The 21,111-nt window shown below is 66.0% G+C and carries 17 protein-coding genes; 5 read left to right on the top strand and 12 right to left on the bottom strand.

Annotated elements, in window-relative coordinates; all coding sequences use genetic code 11:
* Positions 1-36: 36 nt before the first annotated feature.
* From ACYVIO_RS20065 to ACYVIO_RS20055, 3 genes are all read right to left on the bottom strand, one after another.
* Positions 37-567, bottom strand: coding sequence for a sigma-70 family RNA polymerase sigma factor (locus ACYVIO_RS20065; RefSeq protein WP_460652363.1), 531 nt, complete (start codon positions 565-567; stop codon positions 37-39).
* A 70-nt stretch (positions 568-637) separates the two neighbouring features.
* Positions 638-1,954 (bottom strand): epoxide hydrolase family protein, encoded by a 1,317-nt coding sequence (locus ACYVIO_RS20060; protein ID WP_460652362.1) that lies wholly within the window; start codon positions 1,952-1,954, stop codon positions 638-640.
* Positions 1,955-1,994: 40 nt separating this feature from the next.
* Positions 1,995-3,197: an epoxide hydrolase family protein gene (locus ACYVIO_RS20055; protein ID WP_460652361.1), complete on the bottom strand. Its 1,203-nt coding sequence runs from the start codon at positions 3,195-3,197 to the stop codon at positions 1,995-1,997.
* A 302-nt stretch (positions 3,198-3,499) separates the two neighbouring features.
* Here ACYVIO_RS20055 and ACYVIO_RS20050 point away from each other — a divergent pair, with 302 nt between their 5' ends.
* Positions 3,500-6,277: a helix-turn-helix transcriptional regulator gene (locus ACYVIO_RS20050; protein ID WP_460652360.1), complete on the top strand. Its 2,778-nt coding sequence runs from the start codon at positions 3,500-3,502 to the stop codon at positions 6,275-6,277.
* Here ACYVIO_RS20050 and ACYVIO_RS20045 read toward each other — a convergent pair.
* Both ACYVIO_RS20045 and ACYVIO_RS20040 read right to left on the bottom strand, forming a co-directional pair.
* A complete protein-coding gene (locus ACYVIO_RS20045) occupies positions 6,254-9,019 on the bottom strand; it encodes an AAA family ATPase (protein WP_460652359.1) in 2,766 nt (921 codons plus the stop codon). The genes ACYVIO_RS20050 and ACYVIO_RS20045 overlap by 24 nt on opposite strands.
* A 126-nt stretch (positions 9,020-9,145) precedes the next feature.
* Positions 9,146-9,985 carry an enoyl-CoA hydratase/isomerase family protein gene (locus ACYVIO_RS20040; protein WP_460652358.1) on the bottom strand — a complete coding sequence of 280 codons (840 nt, stop codon included), beginning with the start codon at positions 9,983-9,985 and terminating at the stop codon, positions 9,146-9,148.
* 1,125 nt (positions 9,986-11,110) lie between these two features.
* Between ACYVIO_RS20040 and ACYVIO_RS20035 the strand changes: the two genes are divergently transcribed.
* Positions 11,111-12,067, top strand: a complete 957-nt coding sequence (locus ACYVIO_RS20035) for a phosphotransferase (RefSeq protein WP_460652357.1) — start codon at positions 11,111-11,113, stop codon at positions 12,065-12,067.
* A gap of 50 nt (positions 12,068-12,117) precedes the next feature.
* On the opposite strand, the gene ACYVIO_RS20030 is transcribed toward ACYVIO_RS20035, so the two are convergent.
* From ACYVIO_RS20030 to ACYVIO_RS20015, 4 genes are all read right to left on the bottom strand, one after another.
* On the bottom strand, positions 12,118-13,611 hold the full coding sequence (locus ACYVIO_RS20030) for a hypothetical protein (RefSeq protein ID WP_460652356.1): 1,494 nt from the start codon (positions 13,609-13,611) through the stop codon (positions 12,118-12,120).
* 41 nt (positions 13,612-13,652) lie between these two features.
* Positions 13,653-13,988, bottom strand: coding sequence for a helix-turn-helix domain-containing protein (locus tag ACYVIO_RS20025; RefSeq protein WP_460652355.1), 336 nt, complete (start codon positions 13,986-13,988; stop codon positions 13,653-13,655).
* Complete coding sequence (locus tag ACYVIO_RS20020; RefSeq protein ID WP_460652354.1) at positions 13,985-14,764, bottom strand: tyrosine-type recombinase/integrase; 780 nt, start codon at positions 14,762-14,764, stop codon at positions 13,985-13,987. Before ACYVIO_RS20020 ends, ACYVIO_RS20025 begins: the two co-directional genes overlap by 4 nt.
* A gap of 461 nt (positions 14,765-15,225) precedes the next feature.
* Positions 15,226-15,600, bottom strand: coding sequence for a hypothetical protein (locus ACYVIO_RS20015; RefSeq protein ID WP_460652353.1), 375 nt, complete (start codon positions 15,598-15,600; stop codon positions 15,226-15,228).
* Positions 15,601-15,776: 176 nt separating this feature from the next.
* On the opposite strand from ACYVIO_RS20015, the gene ACYVIO_RS20010 reads away from it, so the two are divergent.
* From ACYVIO_RS20010 to ACYVIO_RS20000, 3 genes are all read left to right on the top strand, one after another.
* A complete protein-coding gene (locus ACYVIO_RS20010) occupies positions 15,777-15,914 on the top strand; it encodes a hypothetical protein (protein WP_460652352.1) in 138 nt (45 codons plus the stop codon).
* Positions 15,915-15,946: 32 nt separating this feature from the next.
* The gene (locus ACYVIO_RS20005; protein WP_460652351.1) at positions 15,947-16,429 is read left to right on the top strand and encodes a GNAT family N-acetyltransferase; all 483 of its coding nucleotides are present in this window, start codon (positions 15,947-15,949) and stop codon (positions 16,427-16,429) included.
* Positions 16,430-16,652: 223 nt separating this feature from the next.
* Positions 16,653-17,231, top strand: a complete 579-nt coding sequence (locus ACYVIO_RS20000; protein WP_460652350.1) for a tyrosine-type recombinase/integrase — start codon at positions 16,653-16,655, stop codon at positions 17,229-17,231.
* Between the two features lie 164 nt (positions 17,232-17,395).
* Here ACYVIO_RS20000 and ACYVIO_RS19995 read toward each other — a convergent pair whose 3' ends face one another.
* From ACYVIO_RS19995 to ACYVIO_RS19985, 3 genes are read right to left on the bottom strand one after another with little or no spacing between them, the layout of a single operon-like run.
* Entirely contained in the window at positions 17,396-18,775 is a 1,380-nt protein-coding gene (locus ACYVIO_RS19995; RefSeq protein ID WP_460652349.1) for a JmjC domain-containing protein, read from the bottom strand.
* A 40-nt stretch (positions 18,776-18,815) separates the two neighbouring features.
* The gene (locus ACYVIO_RS19990; RefSeq protein ID WP_460652348.1) at positions 18,816-20,099 is read right to left on the bottom strand and encodes an MFS transporter; all 1,284 of its coding nucleotides are present in this window, start codon (positions 20,097-20,099) and stop codon (positions 18,816-18,818) included.
* 10 nt (positions 20,100-20,109) lie between these two features.
* Positions 20,110-20,745 carry a helix-turn-helix domain-containing protein gene (locus ACYVIO_RS19985; protein WP_460652347.1) on the bottom strand — a complete coding sequence of 212 codons (636 nt, stop codon included), beginning with the start codon at positions 20,743-20,745 and terminating at the stop codon, positions 20,110-20,112.
* Positions 20,746-21,111 lie beyond the last annotated feature (366 nt).

The raw sequence follows: 21,111 nt of genomic DNA, 5'->3' as shown, positions 1-21,111 counted from the left end.
GTTGCTGGACCTTCCATGGCTCGCGTCCCAGGCTGATTACGCGGACAACTCACGCTGTGCCGGCGATCGGTGGACAAGGGCGATGCGGAGTCGCGAGCGTGCTCGGTGCAGGCGACTGGCGACTGTTCCGGGCTGGATGTTCAGGATTACGGCGATCTCGTCGTATTTCAGACCGTCGACATCGTGAAGGATGAGCGTCGCCAGGTAGCAGGACGGTAGGTCGCCGAGCGCCGCGCGGACGTCCGGGTCGAAGGTTCGGGCATCGAAGTCCTGGTCCGGGGTCAGGCCGTCGACGAGTTGCAGGTCGCTCGGGATCGGCACGAGGTGGACGCGGCGCCGTCGCAGTCGGTCGAGGAACAGGTTCCTGGTGATCCGGTACAACCAGCCCTCGAAGCTTCCGGCACGGTACCGGGAGAGATTCTGGAAGACGCGGACGAAGACGTCCTGCATGAGGTCTTCGGCGTCGTGGCGGTTCTGGGTGAGGCGGTAGGCGTAGCGGTAGACCCGGACGGTGTGCGTCCGGACCACTTCGTCCCAGCTCGAGTCGGCGTTGCACTGTTGAACCATCAGGGGCTCCGGGGATGGAACCGGTACGCCGGCCGGCGTTGCGCACGGCCGGCGTACCGGGCAGGAGGGGCTAGCGCAGAGCACGGAGGCCGTTGCGGACCTCGTTGCAGAAGATCTTCGGCTGCTCCCAGGCGGCAAAATGCCCGCCCTTGGCGACCTTGTTGTAGTGCAGCAGCTGCGGGTACGCCTTCTCGACCCAGCTCCGCGGGGGTGTGTGGAGCTCGTCGGGGAAGACGCTGACAGCGGCCGGAACCTTGACGCCCTTCGGGGTGAAGAAGGGGTACTTGTTCTCCCAGTACAGCTGGCCGGAGGTGACGCCGGTGTTGGTCAGCCAGAACAGCGTCACGTTGTCGAGGACGTCGTCACGGCTGAGTCCCTCGGGCACCCCGTCGAAGGTGCGGGCGATCAGTGCCAGGCTGGCGGCGTCGTGATCGAGCATGTACGCCGCCAGCGCGATCGGCGAGTCGGACAGTCCGCTGAGGGTCTGCGGGCGGTCGCCGTACAGGCGGGCGTAGCCGATGTGCTGGTAGAAGAAGGCCAGCTGGGCGCAGGCTTCCTTCTCGTCGTCGGACAGGCCGGGTGGCAGCGGGGCGCCGGTGAAGAGCGCGGCGTCGACGTCGGGCGGGACCGAGCAGGGCATGTTGGTGTGGATGCCGAGCAGGCCGGGTGGTGCCTGCACGCCCATCAGATCGGTGACGACCGCTCCCCAGTCACCGCCCTGTGCGGCGTACCGGTTGTAGCCGAGGCGTCGCATGAGTTCGATCCAGGCGGTCGCGATCTGGTTCGGTCCCCAGCCGGTGCGGGTCGGCTTGCCGGAGAACCCGTATCCCGGCATCGACGGGATCACCAGGTGGAAGGCGTCGGAAGCCTTGCCGCCGTGGGCGGTCGGGTTGGTGAGCGGCTCGATGATCTTGAGCTGCTCGACGATGGAGCCGGGCCAGCCGTGCGTGACGATCAGCGGCAGCGCGTTGTCGTGCTTGGACCGCACGTGGATGAAGTGGATGTCGAGACCGTCGATCTCGGTGATGAAGTGCGGCAGCTTCTGCAGCCGCTGCTCGACGTCGCGCCAGTCGTACTTGGTCGCCCAGTACGTCGCCAGCGCCTGCTGGGTCTTGAGCGGTACGCCCTGGGAGTGGTCGTTGACGGTCTCCTTGTCGGGGAAGCGGGTCGCGGCGATGCGACGGCGCAGGTCGACCAGGTCCCGGTTCGGGAAGCCGACCTGGAATCGGCGGATCCGTTCGTGTGACGCCAGGGTGGGCGCGGCTGCTCCGGTGCCGGCGGCGGTTGCCGACTGGGTGGAGAGCAGACCGGTGGCGCCGGCCGCTGCGGCCGCGGCCGTCAGCGACAGGACGGTTCGTCGCGAGGGCGACGAGGACGGTTCGGACACGATGAGTACCTCTCTCGAAATCGGGTGGTGAAGGGCGGCGTCAGCGCACCGAGCGCAGGCCGGTGCGGACCTCGTCGCAGAAGATCTCGGGCTGCTCCCAGGCGGCGAAGTGCCCGCCCTTGGCGACCTGGTTGTAGTGGACGAGGTTCGGGAAGGCCTTCTCGGCCCAGCTGCGCGGCGGGGTGTACAGCTCGTCCGGAAACACGCTGACCGCGGCCGGGAGCTCGACGCCCTTGGTCGCGAAGAACGCGAACTTGTTCTCCCAGTACAGCTGGCCGGCGCTGAGCGCAGTGTTGGTCAGCCAGAACAGCGTGACGTTGTCCAGCACGTCGTCCCGCGACAACCCCTCGGGCACCCCGTCGAAGACCCGGGCGATCATGTCCATGCTCTTGAGGTCGTGATCGATCAAGAACGCGGCCAGACCTACCGGCGAATCGGCCAGCGCGGTCAGGCTCTGCGGGCGGTCGCCGAACATCACGGCGTACCCGATGTGCGAGTAGACGCTGGCGAGCTGGTCGCAGGTGGCCTGTTCCTCCGCGGACAGACCCGGCGGTACCGGCTGGTGGGTGAACACGGCGCCGTCGACCTCGGGCGGTACGACGCCGGCCATGTTGGTGTGGATGCCGACCAGCTCCGGCGGTGCCTGGACGCCCATCAGTTCGGTGACGACCGCTCCCCAGTCACCACCCTGCGCGGCGAACTTCGTGTAGCCCAGGCGACGCATCAGCTCGGTCCACGCCAGCGCGATCCGGTCCGGACCCCAACCCGGCTCGGTCGGCTTGCCGGAGTACCCGTAGCCCGGCATGTTCGGGATCACGACGTGGAACGCGTCGGACGCCTGGCCACCGTGCGCCGTCGGGTTGGTGAGCGGCTCGATGATCTTCAGCTGCTCGACCATCGAACCCGGCCAGCCGTGCGTGACGATCAACGGCAACGCGTCCTCGTGCGGCGACCGGACGTGCAGGAAGTGGATGTCCAGCCCGTCGATCTCGGTCAGGAACTGCGGGTACGAGTTCAGCCGCGCCTCCACCTTGCGCCAGTCGTACTCGGTGGCCCAGTACCGCGCCAGCGCCTGACTGGTCGCGAGCGGGACACCCTGGGTGTGGTCGGAGACCGTCTCCTTGGGCGGCCAGATCGTGTCCTCGACCCGCTGACGCAACCGGTCGAGCTCGGCCTGAGGAACGTCGATCCGGAAGGGCCGGATCTCGGTGCTGGTGGTGGGCTGTTCGGCGATGATTGCCATGGGGTACTCCTTGATAGAGGGGCCGTTGCCGACACACACGACGCTCCTCGCCGCACAGCATCCGCGCGCCGGTCGAGTTCCCTGGGGCGCTTCACCGGGTTGCTCACTGGGGCCTTCACTGGGTTACGTCCGCCGACGGCGCGTCGGAGGGGCGATCAGACACCCGCGAATGCTGGAATCACTCCCGATGCCAGGCGTAATGTCTGGCCAGGGACAACGTCAGGACCCTCAGTGGTCCGGCGGTCGGCGCTGCGCCTGTCGTACGACAATCTCCGGCGCGGAGCGATGAGGGGGCGTTGGCCATGGCTGTGCACATCACCGGTACCGGGTCGGGTTCACGCCCGGTACTTCTGGGCCGGGCCGGCGAGTGCGCGCGGCTCGACGAACTGATCTCGGCCGTCCGGCGCGGTGAGAGCCGCTCGCTGACACTCCAAGGTGAAGCCGGGATCGGCAAGACCGCCCTGCTGCAGTACCTGGTGTCCTCAGCCTCCGACCTCACCGTCCTACAGACAACAGGCGTGGAGTCAGAGATGGAACTGGCTTTCGCCGGCCTGCATCAGCTCTGCGCTCCGCTGATCGATCGGGTCGATTCCCTGCCTGATCCGCAGCGAGATGCCCTGCGGGTGGTGTTCGGGGTGAGCGCAGGCCCACCCCCGGACGGATTCCTCGTTGGTTTGGCGGTCCTGAGCCTCTTGTCGGACGCAGCTGAGCACCGACCCGTGCTGTGCGTCGTTGACGACGCGCGATGGCTCGATCAGGCCTCGGCTGTCACGCTGGCGTTCGTCACCCGCCGGCTGATGGCCGAGCAGGTCGGCGTCGTGTTCGCAATGCGTGAGGCGGATGAGAACCTTCAACACGTCGATACCTTGCCGGTACATGGGCTGCGGGACGGCGACGCGCGCGAGCTACTGAGAGAGGTGGTGCGCTTCGCTCTGGACGAGGGTGTCCGGGATCGGATCGTCGCCGAGACCCGCGGCAACCCGTTGGCCCTGCTCGAACTTCCACGTGGTCTGACCGCGACGCAACTGGCCGGCGGCTTTGGGCTGCTCGAGGCCCAGGCACTGCAGGGCCAGATCGAGGAAAGCTTCTTGCGGAGACTCGACCCGCTTGCTGAAGACACCAGACAACTGCTGCTGATCGCTGCCGCCGAACCGGTCGGCGATCCACTGCTGCTGTGGCGCGCAGCGGAGCGGCGCGGCATCGGCCCCGCGGCCGGCGAGGCTGCGCAAGCGCACGGACTGGTAACCATAGGCAGGACAGTCACTTTCCGGCACACTCTCGTGCGCTCGGCGGTTTACCGGTCGGCCGACGACGAAGGCCGTCGGGCAGCTCACCTCGCACTCGCGGACGCGACCGATGGTGAGGCGGACCCCGATCGGCGTGCCTGGCACTTGGCTGCGGCCGCTGCGGGGCCGGACGAAGCCGTAGCACTGGAACTGGAGAACTCGGCCCGGCGTGCCCAGGAAAGAGGTGAGCTCGCCGCTGGCGCAGCGTTTCTGCGCCGTGCACTCATGCTGACCGGTGATCCGGCCCGGCGGACGGACCGGACGCTGGCCGCGGCCGAGGGGACCTTCCAGGCCGGCGACTTCGAGACCGCGCTTGGGTTGCTGGCGACGCTGGAGGGCACGGAGCGCGATGCGTTCCAGCTGGCTCGGGCCGCTCTGTTGCGCGGTCACATCGCCTTCGCTTCGGGGCTTGGTGCCGAAGCGCCGCCTCTCCTGCTCAGCGCGGCGCGACAGCTCGAGGCGTTTGACCTGGGGCTCGCACGCGAGACGTACCTGTACGCCTGGGGGGCCGCGGGCCTCGCCGGCGACTCTGTCGGCGAAGCTCTCCTTGAGATCTGTCGTGGTGTCCAGGCTCTGCCCGCGCCCGACGGTCAGGCGACTCCTCTTGAGGTTCTACTCGACGCGATCGCGCGGCTGACCACCGACGGGCATCCCGCTGCGGTGCCAGGCTTGCAGGAAGCCGCGCAGCTGATGATCGGCATCCCGATTCAGGATGTGATGCGGTGGGGTTGGATGGCCACCACGGCCAGCGCCATCACGTGGGACTTCGATGGTCTGCACGCGATCTCGATTCGGCAGGTTCAGCTCGTTCGCGACGCCGGAGCGATGAGTCTGCTCCCGCTCTATCTTTCCCAGCTGGGCATTGCGCTGCCGTGGATGGGCGACTTCGCCGCGACGGCGTCGCTGATCACCGAGGTCGACAATGTCGCCGCGGCAATCGGAAGTCCCGTGGCGCCGTACACGTTGCTGAGGCTCCGCGCGCTGGAGGGTCGAGAGAGTGAGGCCGACGCGGCGATCTCAGCCGCAGTGGAACAGGCCGCCGCGGGCCAGGGAATGGCTGGTGCCTGGGCCAACTGGTCGGCCGCGGTCCTCTACAACGGACTCAGCCGCTTCAAAGAGGCCTCGTCGGCAGCTCAACACGCCGCATCTGACAGCCTGAATCCGTTCATGACCATGTGGGCGTTGCCGGAGTTGGTCGAAGCGGCCGCACGGAATCGTGACATCGCCTTGGCGCGGACCGCGTTCGAGCGGCTCGCCGAGACCACACGACCCTGTGGCACTGACGTCGCGCTCGGCATGGAGGCGCGCAGCAAGGCACTCGTATCCGAGGGTGAGGGCGCCGCCAGCCTGTATCTGGAGGCGATCGAGCGACTGGGCCGAACTCCGTTGCGGCCAGAACTGGCCCGGGCACACCTGCTGTACGGCGAGTGGTTGCGTGACGAGAACCGGCACGCCGACGCCAGGGAGAGCCTGCGGGTTGCGCATGGGATGTTCGTCGCGATCGGTATGGAGGCCTTCTCCGAACGAGCCCGCTCCGCGCTCGGGGATGCCGGCGAAAAGGTGCGGAAGGGCGTGGTCGGAGTACGCGACGACCTGACCGCGCAGGAGCGGCAGATCGCCTGGCTGGCCAGAGACGGACTGTCCAACCCAGAAATCGGCGCACGGCTGTTCCTCAGCCGACGCACAGTCGAGTGGCACTTGCGGAACGCCTACATGAAACTCGGCATCCGGTCCCGCCGGGAGCTGGCGACTGCACTGATCACCTCGGACTCACAGGCCCTGCCGGCCTCGTAGTTGTCGCCGGCTGTTGACGCCGAGCTTGGTGAAGATCTTGCGGAGGTGCCATTCGACTGTGCGTGGACTGACGTAGAGAGCAGCGGCGATCTCGGGATTGGTTAGGCCCTCAGCGGCCAGGCCCGCGATGTGGGCTTCCTGGGGTGTCAGTTCGGCCTTCGTTCGGACTGTGGCACGGCGGACGGACTCACCGGTGGCCGCCAGCTCGCGGCGGGCCCTCTCCGCGAACGCCTCGACACCCATCGCGCTGAACGACTCGAAGGCGAGCCGTAGCTGGCCGCGGGCGTCGACTCTGCGTGACCGCCGGCGGAGCCACTCGCCGTACAGGAGCTGGGCTCGGGCGTGCTCGACCCGGATCCTGCTGGTGGCAAGTCTGTCGAGTGCTTCGCGGTAGAGATCCTCCGCGCTGGTGTCTTCGCGGAGCAGGGCGCCTCGGGCGGCTGAGATGCCGAGGGCCAACTCGGTGCCGCTGGCTTGGGTCATCGCGGTCAGTACTTCGAGCCCTTTGGCGGCGGCGTCGGTGTTGCCGCTGCGGACGCCGGCCTCGACGAGTTCGGCCAGCGCCCATTTGGTCGGGCCGAGCTCCAGCGGGTCGGTGGCGGCTTCCTGCGCGGCGGTGAGCGCTTCGTCGTAGCGGCCGAGGCCGTTGTAGAGGGTGGCGCGCGCGGAGTACATCATGTTCAGACCAACACCCTGACCGCGGGTGGTCGCGTCGTTCAGGGTGTCTTGAATCAGTAGCTCAGCCTGTTTCTCCTGGCCCCGCATGGCGGCCAGCCAGGACTCTGGAATTGCGGTGAAGGTGTTCTCGCCACCGGTCACCTCGGCAATCCAGTGGCTTTCTGCGACGAGGGCTGCGGCTGCCGTCAGGTTGCCGGCATGAATGTCGAAAATGGCGCGGCTGGCCAGCGCCAGCGGCAATAAGCTGAGTGCGCCTGCCGCGCGAACAGTCTCCAGATGCCTTCCACTAAGGACATCCCAGTGCTCGTCGTCCCACAGGTCGACGGCGGCCACGGCAGCCACCCACGCGCTCCGGAAGGCTTCCTCGAGAGTGAGGTCTTCGCGGCCAAAGGCCTGTACGGCGCGGTGCAGCAGCGGCGCGGACGTCGAGTAGCCGTCGGTATAGAGCACCGCCATCCCTTCCAGCAAAAGGTCGGCCTTGCGGGGTTCCATCGGTGCGGTCGCCTGGCGCGCGGCCTCCGCCACCTGCCGCGTACCAGCGGCCGGACCTGGCGCGAGGCGGCCCGCGAACAGGGCCGCCGAGAGGGCATCCAAATAGGTAGCTCTGGCGACGCCTCCGTCCAGTGGCTCGAACCGACGAGCCGCAGCCAGCATCAGCGGTAGTGCCTGATTGCCGTGGATCGAGTTGTAGGTGATCTGCGCGCGGAGCAGGTCGATCGTCGCGAGGCCCGCCTCACTCAACGGCCCGGATTCTGCGATACGGAGCAATGACGAGGCAGCCTCGAACGCGCCGGCGGTGGCCTTGGCCTGCCCGGCCGCGAGCGATCGCTGCGCCCGCCGGGCAGGGTCCGGCGTCAATCCCGCCGCTGTCTCGAGGAACGCGGCGGCCGCGACCAGGCCGCCGAGAGCGACGGCACGGTCGGCGGAGCGCTCGAGGTCAGCGGCGACGTCTTCGTCCGGGCCAAAGGCCGCACTGGCTCGATGCCAGGCCCGCCGGTCCGGATCCAGTTCAGGGTCGGTGGCGTCAGCCAACGCCTGGTGAACCGCACGCCGTTCCACCTGGCTCGCGGAGCGATAGACAGCCGAGCGGACCAGCGGATGACGGAACTGAACTCGATCCCGGAACTCGATCAGTCCAGTTGACTCAGCCGTAGCCGCCGCGTCGGCGCCGATGCCCAGCTGATTTACTGCCCGCCACAGCAGGACAACGTCGCCAACAGGTTCAGCAGCAGCGACCAACATGAACTGCCGAGTAGTTGCCGGCAGCTCAGCCAGCTGATCGATGAAGCCCTGTTCGAGCCGGCTGGCCAGCTGTTCGGTACTGCGCTCGCCCGCTCCGGTTCCGAAGGCCAACTCCGTCGCGGTGAACGCCCGCGGGAGTTCGAGCAGGGCGAGCGGGTTACCGTGCGACTCGGCCAGGATGCGGTCGCGGACCTGCGGATCCAGCGTTCCGGGGACCGCGGACTGCAGCAACGCGGCGGCGTCGGCACTGCCAAGTCCGCGCACCGGCAGCTCGGCGAACCCAGACAGTTTGGGTTCCTCCTGAATGTTCCGGGTCGCGAAGACCAACCCGAGCGGTTCAGCGACCAGGCGGCGGCCCACGAACTCAAGCGTCTCCGCCGAAGCCTGATCCAGCCACTGCGCATCGTCCACGACGCAGATCAGCGGCTTCTCCTCGGCGACCTCGCACAACAGCGTCAGCACCGCCAGACCGAGTAGGAAGCGGTCTGGCGCTGCTCCCGGCCGGGTGCGAAACGCGATACCGAGGGCGTCGCGCTGCGACTCGGGCAGAGAGTCGATCCGACCCAGGTACGGGCCGCACAGCTGATGCAGGGCGGCGTACGCGTACTCCAGCTCCGACTGCACTCCGGCCGCCGTTGCGATCCGGCAGTTGGCAGCCTGCTCGGTGAGGAAGGCAAGCAAAGCGGTCTTGCCGATGCCGGCCTCACCGCGCAGAACCAGAACCTGGCTGCGGCTGGCTTCGACCGAGGCGACCAGACCGCTGAGAGTCTCGCACTCGGGCTGTCGTCCGCGGAGTCCTGCCCAGAAGGGTTTGCCGGCCATCCCCACCACCCCTGTCACGACCAACGTGCGGGGCGCGCGCCAGACGGGCGCCGAGGTCAGCCAATCGCAGTCTTGCACCAGCTATCCAAGGCGGCAAGGGATGTCTCAGGCGATGGCCTCGCGGAGCTAATCACCATCCAGCGATTCGAACGATCCACCGACAGCTCGACCGAGATCCGCCTCGGCACCATTCGGTGTCTGCAATCCGTTGTCGAACAAATACCGGATCACCGCCGCATTCTCGGGACGTCCCGAGGTGCGGAAGAACGCCGCGAGGCCGGGGACGAACTCTTCGTCCGGGGGAAGCCCAGCGAAGTCGAGCAGAGCCTTGGTATCGGCCACAGCGGTCTTGTCGAAGCCGGCGATCCGCCAGGCGAAGCCGTCGACGAAGCCGGCCAGCTCGGCATCCGGAACCACCCGGTTGACGTAGCCGTAGCGCTCTGCAAGCGCGGCATCAAAGTCGTCCGCACCGAGCAGGATCTCGGCCGCACGGCCCCGGCCAACCAGCCGCGCAAGCCGCGCCATAGCCCCACCACCAGGTACCGACCCGATGCCTACCTCAAACTGCCCGAGAACAGCTCGGTCCCCCGCAAACCGGATGTCCGTGGCCAGGACAAATTCACTGCCGGCGCCCCGCACCCTGCCCCGGATCGACGAGATCGTCGCGACGGGTACTTTGCTGAGACGGATCAAATTGTCGAGGTAAGGGTGCAAGCCGGTCGGACCCGGCTTCATCGATGCGACCCGCCGCCGATCAGCGCGGAGATCCCAATGAGCCATGAAGTACTCCGGGTTGGCGCTGTCGAACACGACCACCGTCAGATCCGGCGCCTCCTCGATCCGGGTGATAAGGCGGGCGAGGTCGTCGACAGAGTCGGCATCGATCAGGTTCACCGGCCCGTTATCGAAGACCACTCGCCAGTACGACGGTGAGAGTTCGTCTACGTGGAACTGGGTGCTAACCACCGAAACTGCCTCCTTCGACCCGGGAGTCCAGCTTCACGCTGATCAGGCCTCGCGCGCGCCAGTAGGTCTCACTGGGGTTTCACAAAAGATCGGCGGAAGCGACGGCCAGACAGAATCAGACGATCGTCCAAACCCTGCAAACATGAGCAACCTCGTTCGCAGAACGCCTTCGCCACCCATCATCGATCCGAACTCGGGTCTGGAAGTGCCGGAACATCGTTTTGGTTGCAGGTCTGCTCGGTACGTTGGCAACGAGCGTTATCTGGACCGTGCGGTATTGGTCGCTAGCGGATAGCCGTCTGTCACCGGCCCGAGGCGGGCGATGCGTTAGGTGGTCTGGCGTGCACGAGCCTCGTCGACAATGATGAGCCCGTGCAGAGCAACTTCTCCGACCCGCGCAGGTGGCTGCTGGCAGTCTGGATTGGCCTCATTGGCGGAGTGGGAGTGGGGTTCTTTCTCAAGACTGAGGGGGCGAGCTGGACAGCATCCGGAATCGTCGCCGGCATCGCTGTAGTTCCGTTTGCGATGGCGACTTGGCGGTCAGAGCCGAACTGGCGGCGCCAACGCGAAGAGCTTGCAGGCGGCCTTCCATCCGACAGACTGAAGCTCGCTCGTCGCGCCTCCATGCGTGGGCAAGTACCGACCGATCCTGAGATCCGAGCAGCGGCTCTCCGGATCGCCTTCGACGGTCTCACAAGATCCCGCTGGCATCCGAGTCCCAGACTGATAACCGCACTCGGCGTCGTGATGGCGATTGCCGCTGTCGGTGCGACTGTATCCAGATCGCTTTGGGCCTTGCTCTATGCATTAGTCGCTGTCGGGAACCTGTACTCGGGTTGGTACCTTCCCAGGAAACTGCGTCGACGCATTGAACTGTTGTCCGCACCAGTAGACACCCCGGCCGAGTGAGGTCGCGGCCGGCGTGAGTCGCCCCATGAACCAGCCGTCCGCAGTTTCGATGCTGCAGAGTCGGTCAGGTCATCTGGACGCAAGTCTGCGCGCGTTGGCAACGGGTCATATTTGAGCCCTGCACTTTCGAGTTCTCGCGCTGAAGCCCACGACCGAACCGCCGAGGAGCGAGGCGCAGTCCTGTCGTGGGATCTGAGCCCTGGCATGCTCTCAGGTGTGACTGTGAACGATTGGTTGCCCGGGCCACTGGCATCGCAGTTGGTCGACCGGTTGGGACAACCGGTCACCGATGTCCAGCCTGCGTCTGGCACATTTGCCTCGGACTTCGCTGCAGTGCTGACGCTGAAGGACGCCTCGACGGTCTTCGTCAAAGCGTCGAGCGATCGAGCACGTCGAGCTGACTACGAGGTTGAGTCTCTGATCGGCGGTTGCCTGCCGACTGGGCTGTTCACGCCGAAATTGCGGGGCTGGCTGACCCGAGGCCGGTGGATCGTCTTGTGGTTCGACGCTGTCAGCGGCGCACCACCGGTTCAGCCCTGGCAGTCCCAGGCGACGGATGCCGTTGTAGCAGCACTCAGCCAGCATGCCGTGCGGCTCACTCCCAGCCCGGTGCCCTTGCTTCGAACGATGTCCGACATGATCGCCGAGACGGGAGCCTTCACCGTATGGAACGACTTGCTGGCGGGTCGCCCTCGGGCGGTTACGAAGTCCGACCTGGATTCTTGGGCGCTGAGCAATCTTGAACAACTGGCTGAGTTGGAGGCAAGGTGGCCTATCGCTGTAGCCGGCGAGACGCTCTGCCACTTCGATCCGCGGGCTGACAACTTTTTGATCGACCGTGACGGGCGCGCTTGGGTTGTGGACTGGAGCCGAGGGTGTGTCGGTGCGCGATGGGTCGACATCGCAACACTTGCTGTCACGCTGGCGGCAGATGGCTATGACGCTGAGCGGATCTTGGAACGAGGCACCGACCGCACCTCTGTGGATCCGAACGCCGTGAACGCTCACCTCGCGGCACTAGCTGGCTATTGGAGCAACGCGATCCGCCGGCCTCGGGCTGGGCGAGATCGAAGTCTGCTCGACTATCAGCAGCGATCAGCGGCGGGTGCTTTAGCTTGGCTTCAGCATCGGTTGGAGGCTTCCACCGGGCTGCATGGTGGCGAATGGGGTTGATCAGGCCAGGTCGACGGAACGGCCGCCTCGCCCAGGGCGGAGACCGATTCTTACTGGTCCGATAGCACCAGGAAGTTTGACGGATGAGCCGCGCGCTTGGCAGTGATGGTGGCCGCGATGTAGGCGTTCCAGTTCCTGGCTGCACGGTGGGTCCACTGAATTGCTGAAGTGATGCTGATCCCGAAGAGATCGGCCAGCACCGAGGTGGGAAGGTCGGCGGCGAGTGCGATCAGGGCGGCGTTGCGGGATGCGCGGGGCTGGATTCCGTAGTCCTTGAGTCGTTTGGAGATGACTGAGGCGTTGACGGTGCCGCGGGCGGAGCGTCCGGGGAACAGCCAGGCGGGTCGCTCTGCTGGGTCTATGAGGGCGACTGCGCTGGGGTTGTGGGGCGTGGTCGGCAGTTGGGTGAGGAGGCGTCCGAGCGCGGGCGGAATGGCGATGGGCGGTGAGTCTGAGGCAATCCGGAGACCGGTGATGACCGTGGCTTCGGGTGGGTCGAGGTGGTCGCGTGTGAGTTCGACGATTCGGGTCAGCGGTAGCCCGTAGAGCAGGAGCAGTGCGCCTGCGACTCGAAGGTCGGTTGGCAGATCGGAGTCTTGCAGGCATGTGGTTAGTAGCCGCCACCGGTCGTCCTCGCTGAGGATGATGTCGGGGTCGGTCCTTGGTGGGTAGGGAATGGTCAGCTCGCGGGCGAAGCGGCGCCGTCGCGTCCAGCGCAGGAAGTCGGCGGCTTCGCGAGCCAGGGCGCGGTTCTCGCTCCAGCGCTCGACGTCGGCTTGGGTGAGGTCCTCGAGTGCGAGGTTGTGCTGATCGAGCCAGGACAGCAGGTCGGCGGCGCCGGTGAGGCGGCGCTCGGCAGAGCGGACTTGGGCCGCGGTGAATCGGCCGGTGCGTTCGCGGCGGCGGTGTGCGGCGCGCAGGATCCGCCAGGTGCCGTAGGTGAGTAGCAGGTGCCGGTGCCGTGGTGGGGCTGCGGCGGCGATTCGGCGGATCCTGGTCTGCAGTTGTGCCAAGGTTTCGTCGCGCTCAGGCAGGACGCCGACGTCGATGAGGGTTCGGCGCAGCGACCACACCTTCTGCTCGCCGGTTCGGTCGAGTAGTTCGTGGGTGACTTTGTCTCCGCGGCTGAAGGTCTCGCGCAGGATGTGAGCGCCGCCATTGGAGTTGGACCACCACTGAAGGACCGAGCGCGGCCGGCGGCTGCGGGTCATGGCGTCGATGATGCGTCGTGCCTGCTGGCTCAGCTGACCGTCGGGGCCAGTGAAGGCGGTGGTCAGCTTCTCCTCGACGGCGCAGCGAACGCAGACACCATTCTTGTAGGGCTCATCGCCGTTCCCGCACTTGCTGCACAAGTAGGCGTGTCGGCTGCCTGCGCATGGACCATAGACTGCGAGCTCGACCTGGTCTCCTGAGGCGGCCGGAGACTCCGCGATCAGAACCCGAACCAGGCCGCAAGCTCGGCATTGCGCGGGATAGGCGCGAGCACGGACGTAGCAGCTGCGGCATACCGGACCGACCGGCCAGTAGACGATCGCCTTGCGCACCTGCCCGCAGTTGCCGCACTGAACCTGCCGATTGGGGCCGGTCACCTCCCGGGGTCCGGGCGCCGGATCGTCGTGCGCCGCGCCGCCGCGTCCCGGCCGGTCGCCGTGCCCCCGCTGCGGGCGGGCTTGGCGACCTGCTGGTTGACGACAGCCACCGTGATCAGGTCATTAGGAGTGCAGCCCAGGATGTCGCACAACGCAGCCAGCACGTCGGTGCTGAGGCGCTGCGGTGTCGAGGTCACCAAGCGATAGACCTGCTCGCGGGACAGGTGGATGCCACGTTCGGCCAGCAAAGGAACGAGGTCGCTGGTGGAGAACAGGCCCTGCTCGGCCATCCGCAGCCGTAGATTCCACTCGATGCCCATCTTCTTGTTCATCGCTCGGCCTCGCTGTCGATGTCGTCGTTCCACAGATCTGGGTGCCGCCCGATCAGCGATCGTCGCAGCAGGGTGTTGCGGTAGGCATCGGACACGCTGGTGTAGATCGCGGTCGTACTGGCGTAGGCGTGGCCGACCTGTTCCTGCACGAACCGTTCCGGATAGTCGAACTCCACCAGGTGCGTCACGTAGGAATGCCGCAAGCTGTGCAGATCCAGCACGGGATCCAGCCCGGCCAGATCACGCGCGGCCGCGAATGCGGAGTTCAAGCCGCGTATCGACAACCTGCTGCGCCGCTCGGTGACCCACATCGCCGGCAACGCGCCCGGATCGAACCGCGGCCGCAGTTCATCGACCCATTGCTGGAGCACCGGGACGATCCAGTCCATCTCCGGCGTCAACAACACGGTGCGACGCTTGGGCTGGCTGCCGCGCGACGACTTGCCCCACCGCACGAACAACCCGCCAAACGCCCCGTACTCGGCCACCTTCGGGTTCCGCCGCAGGTCCGGCAGGTCCAGGCCCCAGGCCTCGCGGCGCCGCAGCCCGAACGCGTAGATCGTCTTCAGCGCAGCGGAGTCTCGTTGTGCACCGAGCAGGCCCTTGCGACCGCTCGAGGCCGCCCGGTCGACCATGTCGTCGGCCGCGTCGAACAGCCGCTGCACCTCCTCATACGTCAAAGGCCGGCGCCCCGGCGAACCTTCGTATTCGCTGACGTGGGCGATGGTGTTCCACTCGTTCAGGACTTGCTGAGGCGGCCTGCCCGAAGCGCTCAATGCACACCTCCGCCCACCCGTAGCGGGGGTCGGTCACGTACTCCAGGAACACCCGCAGATCCACCAGATAGTTCCGCGCGGTCGACGCGACGATAGGCGCGGACCCCGACCGCATGTGGTCAACGAACGCCTCGACCTCGGCCGCCGTCCACTGCCACGGGTAGAGGCCGGAGAACTCCACCAGCCGCTCGACCATCCGCCGACGCCGCCGCAAGGTATCGGCCTTCAGGAACCGAACGCGCTGCTGACGCTCCCATCCCTCGATCATCGCGCTTTCAGCACTGCCGACTCAGGCTGCAGCAGCCCAAGTCCCTCCACCAGCACCAGACTCGCGGCTCCAGGGAGCCCTCTTCCCGCATCGGACACGGTTGCATCTAACACAACATTGATGCGTCGTGGCTAGAGGCAACCGGCCGCCCCAACGCTTGCAACTACTCTTGGGGCGAGTCTCGACGATTCCATCACACGTCAGCAGCGGTACCTGGCAGTGTTGGAACGTCCTCCGACTGCAACTCTGCTCGGTACCGGACGTAGCGCAGCCCGTGCCGCCATTGGCCGGCTTGCATCGCGGCGTCGGCGAGGACTTCCACCACGACGTCTGGGCGTACCTTCGTCAACGGCCTCTTGGAGTCCTTGCCACCCCAACGAACTGACGCGATCTCGTCAGGCCACGGATGTCCACGCCTGGCTGCGCGCAGGACGGCACCGAGCTGGCGGGACTGGTCGTTGTCGAGTGGAACCGTACGGCCGACCATCAGCAGCTCTCCGGCGCGGTATCGTCCGGCGATCACGACCTCCGGCCGGTCGATGGGTCCGATGACGCCGCCGACGATCACCTCGACGGAGTCTCTGCGCTTGACCTTTTAACGGGTTGGATTTGGTGTCGTGCGCTGTCGCACTGGGACGGGATTTCGCCTGGCGTACGACACCCCCTCTTGGAGCACACACGCGGCAGCAGGCGCGGATCTACGGTTGGCGCTCGAATCTGTATGCCGATGGGCTGGAGGCCGGGGTGCGAACGTTTGTGGTTCGGTTGCCGTCGGGCGTGCGGTACTGGACGGTGTTGGCTGAACTCGCCCAGATCGCCCAGCTCGGTCTGAGTGGTCCTGCTCAGCGGACGCTGGATGCGGCGAGCGCCAATATCTCGTAGCCACTCGCTTAGCTCTTGGTCACAATCGGGCTATGCCCGACTTTAAAGCCCACGTGGCCCTGCTGGCAGATCAATCCGACTTCATCGAACCGCTGGCCGCACTTCGGTTCCAGGAATGGGGACCCGAACCAGGACGTGAAAGGCTCACGGACTGGGTCGCGATTACCGCGCGGGAAGCGGGACGTGACAGCCTGCCGGTCACCTTTGTCGCCTCTCACGGCGACATTCTGCTCGGCGGCGTCGGACTTGCCAGCCATGACCTTCGCCAACGGCGTGACCGCGGCCCATGGATCGTGGGCACCATTGTCGCGCCGGCCTACCGTCGAGCTGGGGTCGGAGCCGTTCTGCTAACCCATCTGGAACATCACGCCGCCCACCTTGGCGCCGCCAGCGTCTACGTAGCCACCGGAGGAGAGGCCATCGCCTTCTACCAAGCCTGCGGCTGGGAGATCGACGAACTCGTCCCAACCGGAGGCGGGGAGGTGGCCACACTGCTCCGTAAGACGCTCTCCTAGTTCAGGGAAGGAAGCCATCCCACTTCGTTTGATACCTCAACCCGCCCGGCGGCGCCTACTCCACAGGCAGCGCCTCCACCGGCTGCGCCAGCTCGAAGTCCACCGGCCCAACCAGCCCCACCTGCAGATGCACCATCAGGCCACCACACGTCCGCGACACCTGTCGCGCACAGCTGCCACCGCGACATCAGCCACCTGACCAGCGCAACACAGCCCCGGAGACGTGGCGGTGCACCAGCCACCCCAACAGAATTCACTTTCAGCCACTCGCGCCGGCCAGCCGGTCCACTTCACCCCGCACGACTTCCGGCGCCTGTTCGCGACCGAGATGGTCTCCACCGGGCTGCCGCTCCACATCGCCGCCACGCTGCTCGGGCACTTGAGCCTCGACACCACCCGCGGCTACACCGCAGTCTTCCCCGAACAGGTCATGGCGGCCCACCAGCACTTCATCGAACGCCGCCGCGAGACCAGACCGTTCGCCGAGCTCCGGTCGGCCACCGGCGAGGAGTGGGCCGAGTTCGAGGACCACTTCCTGCTCCGCAAGGTCGCGCTCGGCGACTGTCACCGCCCCTACGGCACCCCGTGCGTCCACGAGCACGCCTGCAGCAGATGCCGGTTCCTGCGCGTCGATCCCGCCCAGCTGCCCCGGATCGAAGAGATGACCAGCAACGCCACCGCGCGCCTGGCCGAAGCCAAGGAACGGGCGTGGCTCGGGGAAGTTGCTGCCTTGGAGGAATCGCTGAAGCATCTGCGGCAGCGCCGGCTCGAGGCCAACTCCGTGCCCCAGGACCCGGGGTGACCGCGTCTTGACCAGGTAGGGCCTACCGGCAATGTGGCCTGGGGGCGACCTCGACCACCACGGCCGGACGGTCCCCAGCGGCTCTTGCCGCCCCGACTCCAATGGTGCTGATTTGGTACGGCGACGGATGCCGGGGCCTCGGCCGTCCCGGTGGGGCCCATGGCTCAAGGGCCGAAAAGGAGGCGGACATCGTGCTCTTCGACGCGACGTTGAAATCCGGACTGTTCGCCGGCCGAGCCGAGCGCTTGCTCAGGCAGGTTCGAGCCGGGGACTTGGTCGAATGGCTGGTCCGCCAACTCTGTTGGCGGTGTTGTTTGCTCCTCGACTACTCGGTCCTGGCCAGGATTAGTCAGCGTCACCACGCCGTCCTGCCACAAGTCACGAGTTGCGGCCTCGATCTCTGATCGCTCCGCTCTGTCTGCGAACTTGTCGAGTTGGGGACGAGCTCCGCTGATCAGCGAGTCGATAAACCCGGAGGTGGAGGCCGGATAGTTCTTGGTTCGCCCGGCGATCCGAAGCGCAACCCCGCTGCCGTCGGTTGACCGCTTCGCGCGCCCGGTGGCGAGCCCGACGCGGGTTTCCTGGGCGATCTCTTGGGTGGCTGGGTCGATCAGCGGGAAGCTGGGTGCGGGGTCCAGGCTGCTGTTGTACTCCAGTTCGTCTACGTACCGTTTGAGATGCTCGGCGGTGATGTGGCTGTCGAGCGCGTTGCGGAGCGCTGCAGCGTAGGCCTCCCGCTCTTGCTGACTTTCGAGGCTGGGCAGGTTTTGCCGAGTGAGTGCGGCCTCCTTGGCCTGGTGGACAAGCCATCCCAGGACGTCCGCGCCGGTGGGGGCGAGTAGCGAAAAGGTCAGGTGCACGGACGGCTCACCGACTGCGGTTACGTCGTGCCACCAGCCGCGTGGCACGTATTGAACATCCCCGTCGGTGAGCAAGAGATCTTCCGCTGGCTGAGTGGTAGGGCGTAAAGGCTGCTCGAGATCGTCGTGTAGCGGCCACTCCCGAGTTGGTTGATGGATCTGCCACCGTTTGCGGCCGTTGATCTGGAAGATCACGGTGTCATGGTCGTCCCAGTGCAGATCGAATCCGTGTGTGGTTCCCCAACTGACATAGCAGTTCACCGAGACGTGCGTCGCGAATGCTTGCTCAAGGCCTTGCCGGACACTTCGGATCGGCGGGTGCTCCTGATCGATCGAATTGAGAACCAGCGTCGCTCCTCGCCGCAACTGCAGCGCAAGTTTGGTGGCGTCGAGCTGAGCCAGGCTTCCCCGCGCCGTGGCTACCTGCCTGGTGTAGACACTTGGCTGCAGCACTTCGCCGTCGAGGCTGAGATCGAGCCGCGGGTTGGAGACGCGTTGTCGCCGCACGATTTCGTTCAAGTCCGGCCAGGACAACAGATTGCTGAACCGACCGGCCTTGCCTGCTGCGAGGGCGTAGGTTCCAGCCCGGTGTCCGCGATCCAGTGCTCCGAAGCCGGCCGGACCGATGAGGTCGTCCAGGGCAGCCACTGTCGGCATGTCCAGGTGGTTAGGCGCTCCACTCATTTTGGCGCTCCTTGTCGGTGGTGACTCTGATGGTTGGGATTCAGGGCCTCGGCGAGATGGTCGAGGTGGTTTCCGCCACAGGCGGTTCGTCGTCCACGGTCGTAATGGCCGGAAGTTGTGCTGCTCGCAGGGTCTTGCTAGCGACTGCTACGACAGTTGCGGCGCCCGTGACGATGGCTGCTCCGAGGAAAGTTGCGGCGATTCCAATCTGGCTGCTGATCAAGCCAGTAGCGACGTACGCGATTGGTGTGAGACCGAAGCTGACCAGGTTCATCAAGCTCATTGCACGACCGAGGTACCTCACTGGCGTGGTGGTTTGCAGCAGGCTGCCGATCACACCGCCGATCAGACCAGAGCAGATGCCGACGATCGCGGCCGCCGCGGTGCAGATCGCAAGGCTGTCAGTCAAAGTGAAGGCTCCGAGTGCGGCAGCTTGTACGCCGATACTTGCGATGAGTGCCGCTCCCGCGCGTGGGATGGTGCCGAGCACGATCAGCAGGAGCGCGCTGCACCCAGCACCGATGCCGAAGCCTCCCATTACCCAGCCGATACCGTCAGGTCCCCAGTCGCGGGCGTTCGCCAGCAGTGGCACGCCGACGTTGAAGACGCCAGTGAAGGCGACCTCAACGACTGCGGCGACCAGCAGGACACTGCGTGTCAGCGGCCGCGAGATGACGTAGCGGACGCCTTCGGCGAGGGCCCGGGCCACCGATTCAGTGCTGGCCGGTTCGCCGGAAACGACGCGTAACTTGACCGTGGCCATAACGAGCGCGGACAGGAGCGTGGTCGCTCCGACCGCGAGGAAGACCCCGCCGACCGGAACAACGGTCAGCAAGATTGCACCGAGCGGTGCACCGAGGATCGCTGCACCTCTGTAGGTGATTGACCGTACGCCCTGCAGTCGGACGAGGTGCTGACGTTCCACGACGCGTGGTGGAAGCGAATCAGCCGCGGGCCAGAACATCGCGTCGATTGCGCCGAACAAGAGGGCGACCGCAATCAGAGCCGGGAGGGTCAGACCAGACGAGGTCAGGAAGGCCGCCGCCGCACCCGCGAACATGACGGCTGTGCGGCCCAGATTGCTGACGATGATCACCGCCTTGGGAGACCAGCGATCGACCAGAACACCTCCGAGCAGCATCAGGAGCGCTCGGGGTAGCGCTCCCGCGCCAATCACCACACCGACCATGGCTGGCTCGACCGAGCGCACAGTCGCCCACGCGAAGGCCACGAAGTAGACCTGATCGGCGACCAGTGACAACGCGAGGCCACCAAGCCAGCGATAGACATTGCCGTCCCTCAACGGCGGCGGTGTGACGTCCACGATTCGCCTCCTACGGCCGGAACGGGAAGGCGTGCATGAAGAACATCACCGGTGTGCGCTCGGCAGGAGATCCATCCTCGCCGCTGGCAGATTCAACTCGTTCAGCGCGTGCGGACTGCCCGGTATCGGACTGGTTGTCTCGCAACTTGGCGAACCGGATGACAACCTCTTGAAGTGCCGTCTCGAAGTCGGCCATCTCTGACGGCGTGAGTTGTAGCAATGTGTCGCTTGAGAAGGCCGCGGCAGCCCATTCCCGCGGCCACACGTCCCTGTCTTCCTCGTCGAGGTACTGCCGAAGCCGGGTCGACTGGTGATTGGCCAAGGCATGTCGAAGAGACGCCGACACTGCCCGCTCGGCCGGCTGTCCGGTGAAATCCGTCGGCTGCCATGTCAGCGCTCGAACCTTGCGCCACCAGCGCTCACGACCGTCCGAACTGTGACCTTCGGCCTCCTCGATGAAGCCGTACTCAGCCAACTTGTGCAGGTGATAGCTCACCAACGAGGAGGGCTGCTCAACGATCGCTGCGAGCCTTGTCGCCGTCGCCACCCCCTCAGCGGTGAGCGCGTAGTACAGACGCAGCCGCAGCGGGTTCGCGAACGCCCGCAGCGGCTCAATGTCCCTGATCCGATCATCATCGCTTGCCACACCACCACAGTAAGTCCGCAAGATAACTTGCGCAATAGATCCTGAACATCAGTTGGACCTGCTCCTGAGTATGGCCTGATGCCTCTGCCCAAAGGTGCAAAGCTCAGGAATAGTTGCGCTAGATCTATTGCGCAATTGATCTTGCATGACAGACTGCGCGTGTTCCATCCGTTACTGAGACGGAAGGAGGTGAGTGGTATGGCGGTCGAGATCTTCGAGCTGGACGAGCGTGACAACTGCGGGCTCAAGGGCTGACCCGAGCGCGTCGAAGTGATCTCACACTGCTGTCAGCAGTGATCGAGCGGGCCGGCGACGGCACTGGAATTGCCGTCGCCGGCCACGGCAGAAGTATGTCTTGTGCTGCAC

It is taken from the genome of Kribbella endophytica (assembly GCF_054781295.1).
The sequence above is the reverse complement of the archived record's forward strand: the minus strand, read 5'-3'. Positions and strand labels throughout refer to the sequence as shown.